This is a genomic window from Mesorhizobium loti CJ3sym, from assembly GCF_000472785.1.
GTDB classification, from domain to species: Bacteria; Pseudomonadota; Alphaproteobacteria; order Rhizobiales; family Rhizobiaceae; genus Mesorhizobium; species Mesorhizobium loti_E.
Genome location: NZ_AXAL01000016.1, coordinates 104178 through 121642, shown reverse-complemented (window position 1 = coordinate 121642; position 17465 = coordinate 104178). Strand labels below are relative to the sequence as shown.

Sequence of the window (17465 nt, the reverse complement as noted above, 5' to 3'; positions counted from 1 at the left end):
GTCAAAGCCCGAGTTTGGCGGCAAGCCCGATGCGCTGCAGCTTGCCGGTCGCGCCTTTGGGGATCTCCTCCAGGATCACCACCTTGCGCGGCACCTTGAAGTCGGCAAGCCGCGTCGCGGCATAGGCGCGGATGTCGTTCTCGTTGGCGCTCATGCCTTCGCGCAGCACCACGGCCGCCGCCACCTCCTCACCCAGCTTGTCATGCGGCATGGCAAAGGTGACGACCTGCGCCACCGCCGGATGGTCCATCAGCACGTCGTCGACCTCAAGCGGCGAGATTTTTTCGCCGCCACGGTTGATGATCTCCTTGAGCCGGCCGGTGACGCGGAGATAGCCATCCTCATCGAGCACGCCCTGGTCGCCGGTGTGGAACCAGCCATGCGCGAAGGCCGTGGCGTTGGCACCCGGGTTCTTCTCATAGCCTGCCGTGACATTGGGTCCGCGGATGACGATCTCGCCGGTCTCGCCGGCTGTCAGCAGCCGGCCGTCTGGTGCCATCACGGCCACGTCTGGACCGGCGCCGGCGCCGACACTGCCCGGCTTGCGCAGGCCCGGCGGCAGCCGGTTCGACGCCATCTGGTGCGCGGCTTCGGTCATCCCGTAGGATTCGATCACCGGACAGCCGAAGGTCGCTTCGAGTTCGCCCATTACTCGTGCGGGCAGCGATGCCGAGGACGAGCGGATGAAGCGCAGCTGTGCCGCCGCCAGCACTTCTGCATTGCGCGCCGCGCGCGGCAGGATCGCCTGGTGCATGGTCGGCACCGCCGTGTACCAGCTTGGCTTGGCATCGCTCAGCCATTGGTAGAAGCGCAGCGCGTTGAAGCCCGGCGTGCAGTAGATGCTGCCGCCCGCTGCCAGCGACGACAGCACCGCTGCGATCAGGCCATGGATATGGAACAGCGGCATGATGTTGAGGCAACGGTCATCGGCGGTCAGGCCAAGTGTCGCGCCAATATGGGCTGATGAGGCCGCGATGTTGGCATGGCTGAGCGGCACCAGTTTTGGCCGCGATGTCGTGCCCGATGTGTGCAGCAGAAGCGCAATGTCATCATCTTGCGCCATGTCGGGCACTGCCTGCGGGCCGACCGCCGCGCCCTTGATGGTGAAAGTGCCGGCGGGCATGCCCGGCGAAACGACAAGCCGCAACACGCCGATGCCGAGCCGCTCGGCCACTGTCACAGCCGGACCGGTCTCGTTCTCCGCGACCAGGATCGCCCTGGCTGCGATGTCGGTCAGGTAAAAATCGAGTTCGTCCGCCCGATAGGCGGGATTGAGCGGCGCCGTCGAGGCGGCGGCCGCCACAGCGACGAAGGCGGTGGCCATCTCCGGCCCGTTCGGCAACACAATCGCCACCCGGTCGCTGCGGCCGATGCCGAGCGCATGCAGCCGTTCGGCTGTGGCCGCGATCAGGCTGCGCAACCCGCCATGGGTGAGTGTCGCCCTGTCGGGTGCCAGGATCGCTGGCGCGTCATCGGCGCCGGCGGCAAGACGGCGGGAGAGGTCTTTTGAATTCGTGCTCATGGTTACCGACTATGTTTCAAACGACTGCTTCTAGAAAGCCCAGAAGTCGATTGCGATCCTAGCAGCGTCGCCGTTCGCAAACCGGTTCTCCCCGTCCCTCAATATCCCAGCGCCATCCCATCCTTGCGCGGATCGGAGGCGCCGGTCAGCGTTCCCTTCTCCCAGTCGATCAGCACCACCTGTCCGCCGCCAAGCGGGTGATCCGGTTCGGCGATACGATGGCCGCGCCGGCGCAAGCCTTCGAGCGCCTCAGCGGGGACGCCGCGCTCGGCCTCCACCGTATCATCATTGTAGAACACCCGTGGCGCATCCAGCGCCTGCTGCGGATCCATGCCGAAATCGATCATGTTGGTCAGCAGATGCACGTGTCCGAAAGGCTGGTAGCCGCCGCCCATGACACCGAACGGCATCACCACGCGGCCGTTTTTCGTTGCCATGCCGGGCATGATCGTGTGCATCGGCCGCTTGCCGGGCGCGATGGCGTTCGGATGAGCCGGGTCGAGGCGGAAGCTCGCGCCACGGTTCTGCAGCACAATGCCGGTCTTCGGGCCGACGACGCCGCTGCCGAAGGAATAATAGGTCGAGTTGATGAAGGAGACCGCATTGCGGTCGCGATCGACGATCGAGATGTAGACCGTGTCGCTGCCGGGCAGGTCCAGGCGCGGCAGATGCGTCATCGCCCGGTCGCGATGGATCTCGGCGCGCAGCCGGTCGGCGTAAGCGCTGGACAGAAGCTGCTGCACCGGCACATGAACCTGATCCTGGTCGCCGACATAGCGGTCGCGATCCTGGTAGGCCAGCCGCCCGGCCTCGATTTCCAGATGCAGGCGCTCGGCACCGTTGGGGTCCAGCCCGCCGAGTTTGAAGCCTGACAGCACGTTCAGCATCAAGAGCGCGGTCAGCCCCTGATTGTTCGGCGGCATCTGGTGGATGTCATAACCGCCATAGGCGGTGCTGACGGGGGCCACATAGTCGCCTTTGGTCTCGGCGAAATCCTCATGCGAATGCAGCCCGCCCAGTTCCTTGAGCCGGCGAACCATGTCGTCGGCGACCGCGCCTTCATAGAACCCGGCGCGGCCTTGCCTGGCGATCACCCGCAAGGTGGCGGCAAGTTCCGGCTGGCGGTGGACATCGCCGGCCTTCGGCGCCTTGCCACCCGGCAGGAAGATGCGCGATGCATGTTCGTCGGCCGACAAGTCGGTTTCCGGCTCGGCCCAGTCGAAGGCGACGCGGTCATGCACGACATAGCCGTTCTCGGCATAGTGGATAGCTGAAGCCAGCACCTCGGCAAGGCTCTTGCGGCCATGATCTTCCAGCAGCCGGCTCCAGGCATCGACGGCGCCCGGCACGGTCACCGCATGCGGTCCCTGTTTGGGAAGCTCGCTAAAACCCTTGTCCAGATACCAGTCGACGGTGGCGCCCGCCGGCGCGCGGCCCGAACCATTGAAGGCCAGCACTTTGCCTTGTCCTCCCGGAGAGTAGAGGACAAAACAATCGCCGCCGATGCCGGTCGACTGCGGCTCGACCACGCCTTGCACGGCGGCGGCGCAGACAGCGGCGTCCATGGCATTGCCGCCGGCGCGCAGCATGTCGATGGCGGCAAGAGTCGCAAGCGGGTGCGATGTCGCGGCAACCGCCTCCGTGGCACGAACCGGCGAGCGGCCGGGAAACTGGAAATCACGCATTCTGTCTTTGTATCCCTTGGTCTGATGGATGCGACGTTGCCGCCATGGCGTAACACGACACGGCAACGGATCGCTTCGGCTTCTCGACACTGCGCATTCTGCCAATTCTCCTCGTTACGCCAGACGCATATCAGGCTCGGACCCGATAAGGCGTTAGCCAGGTTTCCAGCGCGTTCAGTGCCGAGATGATCGTGAAATTGATGGTGAGATAGATCGCGCCAGCGGCTACGAAAACCTCCACGGCGCGATAGGTCTGCGAGATAAGCCCCTGGGCGATGCCCGTCACTTCCATCAGGGTGACGATCGATGCAAGCGACGTACCCTTTACCATGAGGATGATCTCGTTGCTGTAGCTCGGTATGGCTTGGCGCAGCGCCAAAGGCAGAACGACGAGGCGCAGGATCTGGAGCCGTTTCAGGCCTAAGGCAGAGGCCGCCTCGACAAGGCCACCCGGCACACCCTGTATCGCACCCCGCAGGATTTCGCTGCCATAGGCGGCGGTGTTGAGACTGAGCGCAATGATGGCACACCAATAGGGCTCGCGAAACAGCCACCAGAGCCCAACTGCCTGAAGTGTGGGGCGGAACTGGCCGAGGCCGTAATAGATGAGGAATATCTGGACGAGCAATGGCGTGCCGCGAAAGACGGCAACGAAGGAGCGGATGGGCCAGACCAGCATCCGATGGTTTCCCTGCTGCGCCAGTGCGAGCAACAGGGCCAAGGCAAAGCCTATTCCGATCGACAACCCCGCAAGTTGCAAGGTTAACGGCAAGCCGGAGAGAAGGGTGGGAATGATCTCTGCAAAGAAGGCGAAGTCGATCATGCGTGGACCATGCCTCGCCAAGCCCGTGCCTCGCCGTAGCGGAAGACCGATCCGGTCACGGTAGCGATGAGGAAATACAGCGTCGCGGCTGCTATATAGAAGACGAAGGGCTCCCGCATCGATCCCGCGCCGATCTGAGACTGCCGCATCAATTCCACCAAGCCGATCACGGAGATCAAGGCCGAATCCTTGAGCACAAGCTGCCAGACATTTCCGAGGCCCGGCAGGGCGTGCCGCATCAGTTGAGGCACGATGACGAGGCGCAGCAATTGGAACCGGGACAGGCCAAGCGCCTTGCCAGCCTCAAACTGGCCTAGATCGACGGCGAGATACGCTCCGCGATAGACCTCGGCTTGATAGGCGCCCGAAATGATGCCGATCGCCAGGACGCCAGTAGCAAATGTCGGCAGCCCGACGAAGCCTGCACTGCCGAAGAATTTACCGATCTCAGTCAATGCTATGCTGCCGCCGTAGTAAAGCAGGTAGATCGTCAACAGATCGGGCACACCCCTGAACACCGTGCCATAGCCCTTGGCGACCCATGAAGGTAAAGCTCTCGTGGAGAGCCGGCCTCCTGCCGCAACCGCGCCGAAGAGAGCGCCGAGAAGGAAGCCGAGGACTGACAGCGCAAATGTCACGCCAGCTGCCAGCAGCAGAGCTCCGCCCCAGCCGCCCTTTCCCACGGAAAGGATATGGAGTGTGTCCGTCATGTGAAACCTGATCGTTCAGCGCGGCGCCCGGCCGATCGGTTGATACCAATCGGCCGGACAGAATACACACGTGGCTACTTGACCGGCGTCACGTCCGTTTTCACCCATTTTTCCGAGATGCTTTTAATGGTCCCGTCGGCAATGGCGGCACTGATCGCGTCGTTCAGCATTTCCTTGAGCTTGGTGTCTTCCTTCCTGAGTCCCGCCCCCGTTCCGGCGCCGAACAAGCCGCCGACAAAGCCCGGACCTGCAACCGTGAAGCCCGAGAATTCGGGTTTTGCGAGCGTCGCGGCGAGCGCTGTCTTCTGAGCGAATATTGCGTCGATGCGGCCCGCGGCCAGATCGAGATCGTGCTGCTCGGTTGTCTTGTACTCACGGATCTCCACCGTGTCGCCGAAGTATTTCTTGACGAATTCGAGCATCGCCGTCGCCGCCTGGACACCGACTACCTTGCCCTTCAGCAGGGGCTTCAACTTGTCGACCGCGGCCTTGGTAGCAGCCTCATCGTCCAGTTTGAATTTCTCGGCCGAAGCGCCGAGCTTCCCCAGATCGCTATCCTTGGCGGCTGCGAACCCGCCCGGGTCGATCGCATAAGGCTGGGTGAAGTCGATGGTCTCGAGGCGTTTCGGCGTGATGAACATGCTGGCCATGATCACATCGAACTTGCCCACCTTCAGCGAAGGAATAAGCCCGTCCCAGTCCTGAGCGATGATGGTGCATTTGACCTTCATCCGCTCGCAAAGATTGTTGGCGAGTTCGATCTCCAGTCCGTCGAGCTTGCCGTCTGCGTTGGTGAAGTTCCACGGAGCGTAGGCGCCCTCCGTGGCGATGGTTATGGCCTTGGGCGCGTCCTCGGCCAATGCAGTGTGCATGAAGCCGAACATGCTGAGTGCGGCCGCAACTGCGGCCAAACGACGAACTTTCATGTGGTTCCCCTTTTTTGATAGGCTGATCGAGCTGTTCCTACGTCCGGCCGCATTGCCGGTTCGAGGCCATTCTTGTCCGGCCGGCGTTCGTCACCGGCTCGGACTCACGAACTCGGCCAGCATCGGTGCTGTGCTGAGAATGTGATCCTGCATCACCTTTTCCGCGTGAAGTTCGTCGCCTGAACGCAAGGCCGCGATCACGGCGGCATGCTCCTCGCGCGCAGAATGCGGCTTGTCACAGTCGTCGAACCAGATGCGCATGTAGGGCTCTATCACCACATGCAGCGCCGATATCTGGTGGATAAGCTTGGGCCTCCAGCTTAGCGCACAGATACGGCCATGGAATTCCTGGTGGCGGACCACCCAGTCGCTGCTGCCGCTCTGGCCCGCGCGTTCCATGCGATCGAGCAGGCGCTCGAGTTCCTCGAACTCCTCCTCATCGATCCGGGGCATCGCCAGCCTTACGGCCAGTCCCTCCAGAACCGAGCGAATTTCGAAAATCTCGTAAAGCTCATCGACCGTCAGGCCGGCGACCACGCATCCACGATTGGGCCGCAGAACCACCAGCCCGTCGGAGGCCAGGCGGCGAAAGGCTTCCCGCACAGGCATGCGACTCATGCCGATCTCGGCGGCAATCTCCTCCGGAATAAGCCTCTCGCCCGGTTTGTAGCGGCCGAGGCGAAGGGCTCTCTGAAGGTGCCTGTATGCCTCTTCCTCCGCAGTTGCGGACATCTGTGGCTCTGCCGGAAAGGCTGCTGGCATGGGGCACCTAAAAGTATTTTTGTATCCACGTATTATCAAATCCGTATTTTATTTCATCGTCAATACCCCGGTGACGACGTTCAGAAGCCGATACCGGTGCAGCGCACCACCGGCCCGATCTATTTCGGGCCGAGCGAGTCTCTGAGAAAACTGAATGTCAGCCGCAAGCCGGTGCGCGAAGCCTTCAACCGCCTCGAACGCGACGGCCTGGCCACCGGCCAGTCGCCCATGTGCGGGGATCGCGTGACAACGTGCTGCGCCTGCTGCAGGCGAAGTCGGACTATCAGAGCTTTTTCGCCAAGGCGTCCTGAGTGGACCACCTGACCCTACTGATGCGCGCCGCGGGCTCGAGACGTTGCCTCGGCCAATACCGCCAGCGCCTGTTCGACATTCTGAGCCTGAGCATCGGTGCGCTCGATATGCTTCACCATCAGCTTTCGCAGCACGGCGAGCTTTGCGGCGCGAGATGCGGCATTCTTTTCAGGAGATTCGAAGGGCATCATAGCCATGGGACAATCAGTGTGTCGTAGGATCGATGTGGCGGAGACGAGAGCGCGCTTCGGCCACACGTTTTTGCCCGGATCTGATCCGGCAGCACAGGGCAAGGCTGATGCCGACGCCACGCTCGTCGTCCAGCATTTCATTCGCTCGCGTGAGAAACAGTTCCGCACGCATGACGCGCTGCCTGGCTCTCGCCAATTCCAGTTCCAGATGGTCGTACATTGTTCCGAACCCTTGACTCTGTGGTCCCTTCAAGGAGAAAACCGCTGCCGAGCGGTTTGGTTCCGCTGATTGGCCTCAGCCCTTGCGCTCTTGGAGGCTGTTGCCGCCGTCGACCACCAGGAAAGCGCCGTTGACATAGCTGGCGCCTTCCGAGGCCAGGAACACGACCGCCGCCGCCACTTCATCAGGCAGGCCGGCCCGCCCCGGCGGTGTATGCAGGGCCGCCATCCGCTCCATCTCGCTCGACGCGCCGGTTTCGATCCAGCCGGGCGCCACGGCATTGACTGTCACGCCGCTCCTGGCCACTTCCAACGCCAACGTGCGCGTCAGGCCGACCATGCCGGCCTTGGCGGCGGAATAGGCTGATGTGCCTTCGAAAGACACCAGCGGCCCGGTGACCGACGCCACATTGACGATACGCCCATAACCCGCTTCGACCATCGCCGGCAAAAAGGCCTGGGTGACCAGAAACGCGGTCTTCAGGCTGACCTCGATGCCCCGGTCCCAGTCGGCCTCGGTCATGGCGAGAAACGCCTTGTCGACCGACGGCGACGCCAGTGACCCCATGCCGGCATTGTTGACCAGGATATCGACGGCGCCGACATCAGCCCGCAGCCGCGCGACATCGGCAGCGATGGTGAGATCGGCGACCACGGCCCTGGCATCAATGCCCTCAGCACAAAGCTCGGCGGCGCGATCGAGCACACGCGCACTGGCGCCGGTTAGGAACACGGCATGGCCGGCACGACCAAGCTGTCGGGCGATGGCGAAGCCAATGCCGTCGGCCGCTCCGGCGCCGGTGATCAGCGCACGCTTGATGCTGGGATGGGGCATGGTCGGATCTACTCCAAAGGATCCGCCCGCTGCATGCGAACGGACAGTATCGGCTGTATCGGCAGAAACTATATAAAGGAGGTTTGGCGTCGTGCGAGCCCAGGGGCGCGATTCCCCGGCACCGGGAAGAAGCTAATCATCGTGCCAAGCGGCCCAACGCCTCCGCTGCGAGCATGGGCCGAGCTGCATGTCGAAGCCGACGACGAGTACCTGGCGTATCGACGCTCGATGGCCCTATTGACGCAAAGGCTCGGCCAACGCACGATCCCCACTCTCGGTGGGTGAAGGAGACCGTCGTGGTGGCACTGCGCCTCAATCATGTTTCCCTCCGCGTCCGCGATCTGGCAGCCAGCGCGAAGTTCTATCAGGATGCACTCCAACTGCCCGAGATTGCTTGTGCCGCAGGAAAGCCGAACATCCGCTGGTTCGGCCTTGGCGAGGGACAGTCGCTTCATCTGATCGAAGGTGATTTCGGCAAGACCTTCGTGACGATGTCGACGCATTTTTGCATCTCCACCACCGATTTCGCGCAGGCTTTGCAGCATTTAAGCAGCAAGGGCATTCCGTTCGGCAACCTTGCCGGCGAGATCGGCAAGGAGCACGTGAGGGCGGACGGGCAGCGATCCGTCTATCTGAAGGACCCCGATGGCTACTGGATCGAGGTCAATGGCGACTATTAAAGCGGCGGGAAATCAATCGGATGAAATGGCGCGCCCGAAGAGATTCGAACTCCTGACCCCCAGATTCGTAGTCTGGTGCTCTATCCAGCTGAGCTACGGGCGCGCATCAGGCCGTGTTTCCAACAGCCCCGCGATCCGATCCTTGAGGGGTCGACCGCGATGTGTGCAGTTCCCTAGCGACTGAATTTGCGAAAAGCAAGTCGATCGAGCAAAAGTTTTGTCGCAAGCCTGTCATCCGGTGAACGACGGGCTCGACCGCGTCGCGTCGAAGCCGCTGCAAAGCCGGCTCGATTCCACGGCCACGGGGATCGAAGCTGGAGGGCTGATAAAAGCATGGGGTCGGGAAGGCGGTAGGGGCGCCAGGCAAACGGTGCCTAAGTCGTCACGCCGGGCGGCGTAGGCTGCCGCGGGCCTGGTCGAGCCGCACCGGCTGGTCGGGGATGGTGACGGCGAAAGTGGTGCGTCCGCCAATCGACTCGACCAGTTCCACCGTGCCGCCATGCGCGCGGATCAGTTCATGCGCGATTGCCAGGCCAAGGCCGGTGCCACCGCTGCGCGCCGAGCCGCGGAATGCCGCAAACAGGTTCTCGCGCGCCTTTGGCGGCAGGCCGGGGCCGGTATCGGTGACAGTGACGCGGCTGACGCTGCCCATGCGCACGGCCGATACGGCGAGCCGCCGCACCACGGCGCTCTCGATATCCCCGGCCATCGCCTGCACCGAATTGCGGCACAGATTGGTGAGCACGCGGAAAAGCTGGTCGGAATCGGCGTCCACCTCGAAAGCCGACTCGACAGCATTGATGAACTCGATGCCTTCCTCGATGTCGAGCAGGCCGTGCACGTCATCGACGAGCTGGCGCAGCCGCACCCTGCGGCGCGAGGGCGGTGGCTCCTGCGTGCGGCCATAGGCCAGCACGCCTTCCGAATAGGAGACGGCCCGGTCGAGCGCGCGCAGCAGTTTCGGCGCGAAGGCCTGCACGGTCGGATCCTTGACCAGGCGCAGGCGGTCCGAAATCAGCTGCGCCGAAGCCAGGATGTTACGCATGTCGTGGTTGATCTTGGAGACCGCCAGGCCGAGGTCGGCAAGATGCTTCTGCTCGGAGAGCATTTTCTGCAGCCGCTCCTGCATCTGCGACAGCTCGCGTTCGGCAACGCCGATCTCGTCGGCGCGGGCGGCGGGATGGATGATGCGGCCGGGGTCGTCGGGCGCTTCGGAGAAGGACAGCATCGAGCGCGTCATGGTGCGGATCGGCCCGATCATGATCAGGTCGATCGCGGCATAGACCAGCATGGCCGTGAACAGCGAGATCAGCAGCGAGACGAAGGCGACGTTGCGCGAATAGATGAGCATCGCCTTGCGCAGCGAATAGTCCGGCATGATCAGCTCGAACTCCTTGTCGCTGTCGCCGACCGGCCCGAAAACACGCAGCATCCGGTCGCCGCCGAAGAACAGTGTGTCGAGCGCACCGGTCATGCCCTTGACCATGCCGACGCTGGCCAGGTCGATATGCTCGTCGACCTGCGGCGGCATGTCGGCCACCACCAGAAGCCGTGAGACGCCGCCATCGCGCACCGCAATCGCCTTGGCGCCGATCGCCATCAGCACATCATTCTGGGCCGTGCGCGACAAGGAGGTGGACTCGCCCTGCACCAGCACGATCGACACAGCGGCGGCCGTGCTCAGCCGCTCCTTGAGCCAGCTCAGCCGATAACTAGCGATCCAGGGCAGGAAGATGAGCACTTCGGCCAAGAGAACGAAAACGATGGTGAGCAGCAGCAGTTTTGTCGAAAGGCCGCGTGACAAGGGCACGCTGCGGCCTGCGGCAGGCGCCGTGCCGATCCCTTCCCCTGCTTGGCTGGCTTCGCTCATGCGACTCGATCTTCACAATCACTTGATCAGCCAACACTAGGTCATTACGGCTTTTTTGCCAATTTCATCCTTTGGTTGGAACATTAAATTACCGTCATAAAGCCTGCGTCCGCTGCGCGACGGCCCCGGATTGACTTCCAAATCCCTTCTTTCTATAAGCCCGCACACGCTCGGGCCATACATCCCGGCGCGGTTTCGATCGCGCCAAAGCCGGCCCGGCAAAGCTCCTGTTACACAGTGACAGAATCAAGAAGGGCCGCACCCCGCGGTATTAAAACAAATGAAGCGTACCTACCAACCGTCCAAACTCGTCCGCAAACGTCGGCACGGCTTCCGTGCCCGCATGGCCACCAAGGGTGGTCGTGGCGTCGTCGCAGCTCGCCGCAATCGCGGCCGCAAGCGGCTCAGCGCCTAAGCGAGACGAAATCGTTGCCCGCAACCGGCAAGCCAGTGGGGATCAATCCCAAGCGGCTTCTGAAACGCGCGCAATTCCTGGCCGTCCGTCGTGGTGAAAAGCGACGCGGGCGGTTTTTCCTTGTTGAGGTTATCGACCGTGGCGACGGTCTGTCGCCGCGCGTCGGGTTTACCGTCACCAAGAAAGTCGGCAATGCGGTTGTGCGCAACCGTGTCCGGCGGCGGCTGAAAGAAGCCGTCCGCACGCATGCCGCCGATGACATGGTGCCCGGCAGTGACTATGTCATCGTCGGGCGCGATGACGCGCTACGCGCCCCGTTCGGCCAGTTGAAGACCGAACTCTCCCGCCGACTTCGCGGAACACGATAGGCCAAGGCTCTCGATGGAAAACAACCGGAACTTCTTCATCACCATCGCGCTGTCGGTGCTGATCCTGGCGCTGTGGCAGTACTTTTATGTGCTGCCGCGCAGTGAGGCCCAGCGCGATGCTGCCCGTATCGAACAGCAGCGGGTAGAGGAACAGAAGAAGGCAGCCGACGCCGCCAACCCGGGCGGCACGCCGGCGCCGGCGGCGGGCGCCATTCCCAACGCGCCCGGCGGCGATTCCGTCACCGCGGCCAGCCGCGACCAAGCGCTTGCCGCTTCGAGGCGCGTCAAGATCGACACGCCGAGCCTCGAGGGCTCTATCAACCTGACCGGCGCGCGTCTCGATGACCTCAAGCTGAAGCACTACACGGAAACCGTCGACAAGACTTCGCCCGAGATCAGCCTGCTCAACCCGCAGGCTCTGCCCAACGGCTATTTCGCCGAGATCGGCTTTGTCGGCAACGACAAGACCGGTGCGGTGCCGGGCGCGGAAACGGTGTGGAGCGTGGACGGCAATCCCACGCTGAGCCCGTCGACGCCGGTGACGCTCACCTACACCAACGACAAGGGCTTGACCTTCAAGCGCACCTTCTCCGTTGACGCCAACTACATGTTCACGGTCTCGGATACGGTGCAGAATTCCGGCTCGAGCGCGGTGTCGTTGTTCAATTACGGCCGTGTCACGCGTTACGACAAGCCGGCCGTCGCCAGCACCTATGTGCTGCATGAGGGCCTGATCGGCGTGACCGGGACCGAGGGCTTGGCCGAATACAAATACGCCAAGATCGAATCCGAAAAGCAGGTCACGCCCGGCAAGTCGACCGATGGCTGGCTCGGCATTACCGACAAATACTGGGCGGTGACGCTGGTACCGACCGAGAAGCAGCCGTTCCAGCCGCGCTACGCCTTTTTCGAGGATGGCAGGCACCGCTACCAGTCCGACTTCCTCACCGATGCAATCAGTGTCGAGGCCGGCCAGTCCGCGACGGTCGAGACCGAGATCTTCGCCGGCGCCAAGGAAGTCGCCAAAATCAATGCCTATGAGGCAGACCGCCACATTCGTCAGTTCAACCTTCTGATCGACTGGGGCTGGTTCTATTTCATCACCAAGCCGATGTTCTGGCTGATCGACACGCTCTACAAATTCTTCGGCAATTTCGGCCTGGCGATCCTCGCCACCACCGTCATCGTCAAGGCGCTTTTCTTCCCGCTCGCCAACAAGTCCTATGCGTCGATGGCGAACATGAAGAAGGTGCAGCCCAAGATGCTCGAGATCCGCGAGAAATACGCGGACGACAAGATGGCGCAGCAAAAGGCGATGATGGAGCTGTACAAGACTGAGAAGATCAATCCGCTTGCCGGCTGCTGGCCGGTGGCGTTGCAAATCCCGGTCTTCTTCTCGCTCTACAAGGTGCTCTACATCACCATCGAGATGCGCCACGCGCCGTTCTTCGGCTGGATCCAGGATCTGGCGGCGCCCGATCCGACCTCGGTCTTCAACCTGTTCGGCCTCGTTCCCATCACGCTGCCGCACATGCTGATGATCGGCGTGTGGCCGCTGATCATGGGTGTCACCATGTTCCTGCAGATGCGTATGAACCCGACGCCGCCGGATCCGACGCAAGCCGCGATCTTTACCTGGATGCCGGTGATCTTCACCTTCATGATGGCGGGTTTCCCGGCCGGCCTCGTCATCTACTGGGCCTGGAACAATTCGCTGTCGATCCTCCAGCAGGGCGTCATCATGAAACGCCAGGGCGCCAAGATCGAGCTGTGGGACAACCTGGTCGGGCTGTTTCGAAAGAAACCGTCGCCTGCGGAGTAGCCGCTCTTCTTCTCCAGGAAGCGGAACAGTCTGTCTCTTTCCCAGAAAGCCCGGCTCGTCCGGGCTTTTTCTTTGGGCAAGCGATCGATCACGTTCCCGTGATCGGCGAAACTGCCAGCCGTCGCGAGGCGTGACTGCGTGCGCATTTCCAAAGGCTTATCAATTCCGATCAGCCCTCACCCGGAGGAAGACCATATGCGCATGCCGTCATTCAGGACCATTGCCTTTTCCGCACTCGTCGCCAGCGTGGCGATTGCCGCTCCCGCCTACGCCAAGAACCCGAATGTCGGCGGCGCGCCGATGTACACCACCAAGAACATCGTCGAGAACGCCGTCAACTCGAAGGATCACACGACGCTGGTCGCCGCCGTCAAGGCCGCCGGCCTGGTTGACACGCTGCAGGGCGCCGGCCCGTTCACTGTCTTTGCGCCGACCAACGAGGCCTTCGCGGCGCTGCCCAAGGGCACCGTCGACACGCTGCTGAAGCCGGAGAACAAGGGCCAACTCACCAAGGTGCTGACCGCGCATGTCGTGGCCGGCAAGATCTCGGGCGCCGAGATGATGAAGAAGGCCAAGGCGATGGGCGGCAAATACGAGATGAAGACCGTCTCGGGCGACACGCTCACCGCCGAGGTCAAGAAGGGCAAGCTCTACATCATGGATGAGTCCGGCGGCGAGGCAAAGGTGACGATCGCCGACGTCAACCAGTCGAACGGCGTCATCCATGTCGTCAACAAGGTGCTGTTGCCGAAGTAACGGCTTCCGGCAAAAGAGGGCAATGGCAGGTCGTTGGGCTTTCTCGGCCTGCCATCCCCGCCTCATGACGAGGTGCCATGTTTCTTGGGAAGTCGTATCGGCGAGGCCGGGGTCCTGTAGTCCCTCACAGGGCCCCGGTTTCTTTTTGTGCGCCGTGAGGACGGCTGGGCTCTGGCGAACAAACGTTGATCGCCTCCCGCCCATCACTCCATGACGGCGCTGTGATCGACCTTGGCCGGCGTCCCTGGCTTGCGCAGCAGGAGAACCAGCGGGATCGCGGCCAGCGACAGGATCATCATCAGTTTGAAGTCGTTCATGTAGCTGATAACAGTCGCCTGCAGCGTCACCACGCCATCCAGCGCGGCGCGGCCGGCGGCGGTGTAGGGGTTCATGGCCTGGAAGATCGCCGGATTGCTGAATGCCTGGTTGTAGGGCGTCACATAGGTGGCGATGTTGGCGTGGTTGATCTGCACGTTCTGCACCAGCAACGCGGTGACCACCGATATGCCGACGCTGGAGCCGATGTTGCGCGACAGGTTGTAGAGGCCGGTGCCTTCCGCACGCCGCTCCGGTGCCAGCGTGGCAAAGGTGATGGTGGTCAAGGGCACGAACAGGAAGCCGAGCCCCGCGCCCTGGATGAAGCCGGTGCTGACGATCGTCCATTGCGACACGTCGGGTGTCCAGCCGGTCATGTCGTACATCGCCCAGGCGGTGATCGCGAGGCCGATGAACAGCAGCCATCGTGTGTCCACCTTGCCGATCAGCCTGCCGACGAGGAACATGCAGGCCATCGTGCCCAGTCCGCGCGGGCCCATGACGATGCCGGCCGTCACCACGGGATAGCCCATCAGCGTCTGCAGATAGGGCGTCATCAGCGCCAGCGAGGCCAGGTAGGTGATGCCGATGATGAAGATGAAGATCATGCCGACCGCGAAATTCCTGTCGAGGAAAAGCCTGGGATTCACAAAGGTGTTTTTGGCGGTAAAGGTGTGGACGAGGAAGATGTAGAAGGCCGACGCGCAGATCAGCGCCTCGACGATGATCTCGGAGGACGAGAACCAGTTGAGCTGCTCGCCGCGATCGAGAAACATCTGCAAGCCGGCGATGGTGACACTGAGCGCGCCAAACCCCAGCCAGTCGAGCCTCGCCTTGATATCAAGCTTCGTCTCCTGGACGAACATCCACACGCCGGTGAAAGCCAGAGCGCCGATCGGCACGTTGATGTAGAACACCCAGCGCCAGCTGACATTCTCGGTCAGCCAGCCGCCGATGACGGGGCCGAGCACCGGGCCGACCATCACCGAAACGCCGAACAGCGCCATCGCCGAGCCGCGCTCTTCAATGCTGTAGATATCAAGCAGGATGCTCTGTGCCAGCGGCACCAGGGCGGCGCCGAACAGGCCCTGCAGCAGGCGGAAGCCGACGATCTGCGGCAGCGACTGCGCAAAGCCACACAGCACCGAGGCGACCACGAAACCGGTGATCGAGGTCAAGAGGATGCGCTTGCGGCCGAAACGGTTGGCGAGGTAGCCCGAAGGCGGCGTCATCACCGCGGCGGCAACGATGTAGGAGGTCAGCACCCAGTTGATCTGGTCGGCGCTGGCCGAAACGCTGCCCTGGATGTAAGGCAGCGCCACATTGGCGATGGTCGTGTCCAGCGCCTGCATGATGACGGCCAGGATCACGCAGGCAGTGATGGCGCCGCGATTGGCGACCACCGGTGTGGCACCTGTCGCGGCTGCGCTGGTCATGATTTCTGTCCGAACATCTTGAGAAGGTTGGTGATGAAGTCCGGCAGGCCGCGCGTATGGCCGGTGTTGACGTCGACCACGACGCTCATCCCGCCGCGCAGCGGCGGTTTGCCCTGAGGATCGTCAACCGTCACGCGCATCGGGATGCGCTGCACGACCTTGACCCAGTTGCCGGTGGTGTTCTGCGCCGGCAACAGCGAAAAGCTCGACGATGAGGCCGGGCTGATCGAGGCAACCGTGCCGTGCCAGACGGCGCCGGGATAGGTGTCGACGCTGATCGTCGCCGTCTGTCCCGGCCGCACATAGGTCAGTTCGGTTTCCTTCGGTTCCGCCTCGATCCACAGATCGGTCGACGAAATCAGGCTGAAGGCCGGCTGCGAAGCCGGCAGATACTTGCCGACCTGAAGCGCATCGACATTGGTGACGACGCCGTCAAACGGCGCCTTGACGATAGAGTCGTTGAGATTGCGCTGCGCATCGTCGACGCCCGACTGGGCCTGCAGATAGAACGGGTTCTTCTCCACCGGCTGGCTGGCGTCGCCGCCGAGCTGGGCAAGCATGGCCTGTGCCACCGCCTTGGCGACGGACACTTTCTGGCGCGCGGCGACGAGGTCGTGCTGGGCGCTGTCGAAAGACGCCTTCGAGGCGGTGGAGGTTTTCAGCAGATCCTGCTGCCGCTGGAAGGCCGCCTCGTAATAGGGAATGTCGGCCTGCGCCTGTTCGATCTGGGACAGTGACTGCTGGTAGCTCGCCTGCAGGGTCAGCACCTGGTTGCGCACCGTCCCCAACTGGGCCTGGGCGGCGGCGAGCGCGGTCTCGAAAGAGGCCGGCCGCAGGCGGAAGAGCATGTCACCCTTCTTGACCACCTGGTTCTCGTGCACGTCGATCTCCTGCACGGTGCCGGAGACGTCGGTGGACACGCCGAGCGACTGCGCCTGGATGTAGGCATTGTCCGTGCTCATCACCTGGCCGCCGGTGACATAATAATAGCCGCCGACGACGAGCGCGACGGGAAGCAGGGCAAACAGGACCGGCCGCCTCAGGCTGCGCTTCGGCTTGACCGGGGCAGGAGCGGGAGGGGCAATGGCGGCAGGCGCCTGCTGCGGCCGCGGCTCCTTGGTCGGAGCCTCGAGTGCCGCCGGCTCCAGGGCAACGGGGGCTTCCAGCTCGTTATCGTCGATGACGACATTGGCACGCCTCTGCTCGCGTTCGCTGTCCAGCCGGATGATCTGGTCGCTTGCCCGCTCCGAAGGGTGTTCTTCGGCGGGCTTCTTGGGGGATGTTGATTCAGCCATGTACTTTCTCCCGGTCGACGGCAGGCTGGGTGCAAGCCTCGAGCAGATTGGATTTGATCAAGCTTAGTGTTTGCAGCAGGAGCTGCTGGGTATCCGCGGACAGGCCGATAAAGGCTTCGTCGCGTGTTCTCTGGCCATTGGCGCGCATGATTTCGAGCAGCGGATGGGCCTGGGGTGTCAAATAGAGAAGCCATGCCCTGCGGTCGGCAGGATTGGGGCGGCGTTCGATGAAGCCGCGTGCCTCCATCTTGTCCAGCAGCCGCGCGAGCGTGATCGGCATGATCTCGATAAGGTCGGCGAGCTTGTTCTGGTGGATGCCTCCATGCAGGCAGAGATAAGCCAGCACCTGCCATTGGGCGCGGGTCAGCCCGGATGTGCGCGAACGCTGCTCAAACCGCTTTCTAAGCAGTCGCGCGACGTCGTGCAGCACGAAGCTGATATTGGGCGAGGAGGACATGGGAGGTGGTCGGGATCTGGTGGCAACTTTTCGTGAGCATGCTTATTATCATCATGCACATAATCC

18 protein-coding genes and 1 tRNA gene are annotated in these 17465 nt (G+C 62.7%); 5 read left to right on the top strand and 14 right to left on the bottom strand.

From position 1 onward, the window contains the following. Nucleotide 1: 1 nt before the first annotated feature. The 9 genes from A3A9_RS0122300 to A3A9_RS0122260 form a co-directional block, all read right to left on the bottom strand. Entirely contained in the window at nucleotides 2–1522 is a 1521-nt protein-coding gene (locus A3A9_RS0122300; RefSeq protein WP_027060760.1) for an acyl--CoA ligase, read from the bottom strand. Nucleotides 1523–1620: 98 nt separating this feature from the next. Continuing rightward, nucleotides 1621–3207, bottom strand: a complete 1587-nt coding sequence (ggt, locus tag A3A9_RS0122295; RefSeq protein WP_027060759.1) for a gamma-glutamyltransferase — start codon at nucleotides 3205–3207, stop codon at nucleotides 1621–1623. A 130-nt stretch (nucleotides 3208–3337) separates the two neighbouring features. Then, complete coding sequence (locus A3A9_RS0122290; RefSeq protein WP_027060758.1) at nucleotides 3338–4030, bottom strand: ABC transporter permease; 693 nt, start codon at nucleotides 4028–4030, stop codon at nucleotides 3338–3340. Then, nucleotides 4027–4740, bottom strand: a complete 714-nt coding sequence (locus A3A9_RS0122285) for an ABC transporter permease (RefSeq protein WP_027060757.1) — start codon at nucleotides 4738–4740, stop codon at nucleotides 4027–4029. The genes A3A9_RS0122290 and A3A9_RS0122285 overlap by 4 nt, the downstream gene beginning before the upstream one ends. Before the next feature lie 74 nt (nucleotides 4741–4814). Next, nucleotides 4815–5666 carry a transporter substrate-binding domain-containing protein gene (locus tag A3A9_RS0122280; RefSeq protein ID WP_027060756.1) on the bottom strand — a complete coding sequence of 284 codons (852 nt, stop codon included), beginning with the start codon at nucleotides 5664–5666 and terminating at the stop codon, nucleotides 4815–4817. Between the two features lie 90 nt (nucleotides 5667–5756). After that, on the bottom strand, nucleotides 5757–6428 hold the full coding sequence (locus A3A9_RS0122275; protein ID WP_027032310.1) for a GntR family transcriptional regulator: 672 nt from the start codon (nucleotides 6426–6428) through the stop codon (nucleotides 5757–5759). Nucleotides 6429–6754: 326 nt separating this feature from the next. Continuing rightward, nucleotides 6755–6937, bottom strand: a complete 183-nt coding sequence (locus A3A9_RS41845; protein WP_051371083.1) for a hypothetical protein — start codon at nucleotides 6935–6937, stop codon at nucleotides 6755–6757. A gap of 7 nt (nucleotides 6938–6944) precedes the next feature. Further along, nucleotides 6945–7151 carry a hypothetical protein gene (locus A3A9_RS0122265; protein WP_033838725.1) on the bottom strand — a complete coding sequence of 69 codons (207 nt, stop codon included), beginning with the start codon at nucleotides 7149–7151 and terminating at the stop codon, nucleotides 6945–6947. A gap of 75 nt (nucleotides 7152–7226) precedes the next feature. After that, nucleotides 7227–7985, bottom strand: a complete 759-nt coding sequence (locus A3A9_RS0122260) for an SDR family NAD(P)-dependent oxidoreductase (RefSeq protein ID WP_027060754.1) — start codon at nucleotides 7983–7985, stop codon at nucleotides 7227–7229. 296 nt (nucleotides 7986–8281) lie between these two features. On the opposite strand from A3A9_RS0122260, the gene A3A9_RS0122250 reads away from it, so the two are divergent. After that, entirely contained in the window at nucleotides 8282–8665 is a 384-nt protein-coding gene (locus tag A3A9_RS0122250; protein WP_033838732.1) for a VOC family protein, read from the top strand. 26 nt (nucleotides 8666–8691) lie between these two features. Here A3A9_RS0122250 and A3A9_RS0122245 read toward each other — a convergent pair. Both A3A9_RS0122245 and A3A9_RS0122240 read right to left on the bottom strand, forming a co-directional pair. Next, a tRNA-Arg gene (locus A3A9_RS0122245) sits at nucleotides 8692–8768 on the bottom strand. Nucleotides 8769–9047: 279 nt separating this feature from the next. After that, nucleotides 9048–10535 (bottom strand): ATP-binding protein, encoded by a 1488-nt coding sequence (locus A3A9_RS0122240; protein ID WP_027060751.1) that lies wholly within the window; start codon nucleotides 10533–10535, stop codon nucleotides 9048–9050. A 280-nt stretch (nucleotides 10536–10815) separates the two neighbouring features. On the opposite strand from A3A9_RS0122240, the gene rpmH reads away from it, so the two are divergent. From rpmH to A3A9_RS0122220, 4 genes are all read left to right on the top strand, one after another. Next, the gene (gene rpmH, locus A3A9_RS42810; RefSeq protein WP_008833937.1) at nucleotides 10816–10950 is read left to right on the top strand and encodes a 50S ribosomal protein L34; all 135 of its coding nucleotides are present in this window, start codon (nucleotides 10816–10818) and stop codon (nucleotides 10948–10950) included. A 14-nt stretch (nucleotides 10951–10964) separates the two neighbouring features. Continuing rightward, nucleotides 10965–11318 carry a ribonuclease P protein component gene (gene rnpA, locus A3A9_RS0122230; protein ID WP_033838724.1) on the top strand — a complete coding sequence of 118 codons (354 nt, stop codon included), beginning with the start codon at nucleotides 10965–10967 and terminating at the stop codon, nucleotides 11316–11318. A gap of 13 nt (nucleotides 11319–11331) precedes the next feature. Then, entirely contained in the window at nucleotides 11332–13140 is a 1809-nt protein-coding gene (gene yidC, locus A3A9_RS0122225; protein WP_027060749.1) for a membrane protein insertase YidC, read from the top strand. Nucleotides 13141–13335: 195 nt separating this feature from the next. After that, nucleotides 13336–13896, top strand: coding sequence for a fasciclin domain-containing protein (locus tag A3A9_RS0122220; protein WP_027060748.1), 561 nt, complete (start codon nucleotides 13336–13338; stop codon nucleotides 13894–13896). Nucleotides 13897–14099: 203 nt separating this feature from the next. On the opposite strand, the gene A3A9_RS0122215 is transcribed toward A3A9_RS0122220, so the two are convergent. Genes A3A9_RS0122215 through A3A9_RS0122205 form a run of 3 tightly spaced genes read right to left on the bottom strand, consistent with a single transcriptional unit; the run spans nucleotide 14100 to nucleotide 17399 of the window. After that, nucleotides 14100–15647, bottom strand: coding sequence for a DHA2 family efflux MFS transporter permease subunit (locus A3A9_RS0122215; RefSeq protein ID WP_027060747.1), 1548 nt, complete (start codon nucleotides 15645–15647; stop codon nucleotides 14100–14102). Then, nucleotides 15644–16942, bottom strand: a complete 1299-nt coding sequence (locus A3A9_RS0122210) for an HlyD family secretion protein (protein WP_027060746.1) — start codon at nucleotides 16940–16942, stop codon at nucleotides 15644–15646. Before A3A9_RS0122210 ends, A3A9_RS0122215 begins: the two co-directional genes overlap by 4 nt. Beyond that, nucleotides 16935–17399 (bottom strand): MarR family winged helix-turn-helix transcriptional regulator, encoded by a 465-nt coding sequence (locus A3A9_RS0122205; RefSeq protein ID WP_027060745.1) that lies wholly within the window; start codon nucleotides 17397–17399, stop codon nucleotides 16935–16937. The genes A3A9_RS0122210 and A3A9_RS0122205 overlap by 8 nt, the downstream gene beginning before the upstream one ends. Between the last annotated feature and the right edge of the window lie 66 nt (nucleotides 17400–17465).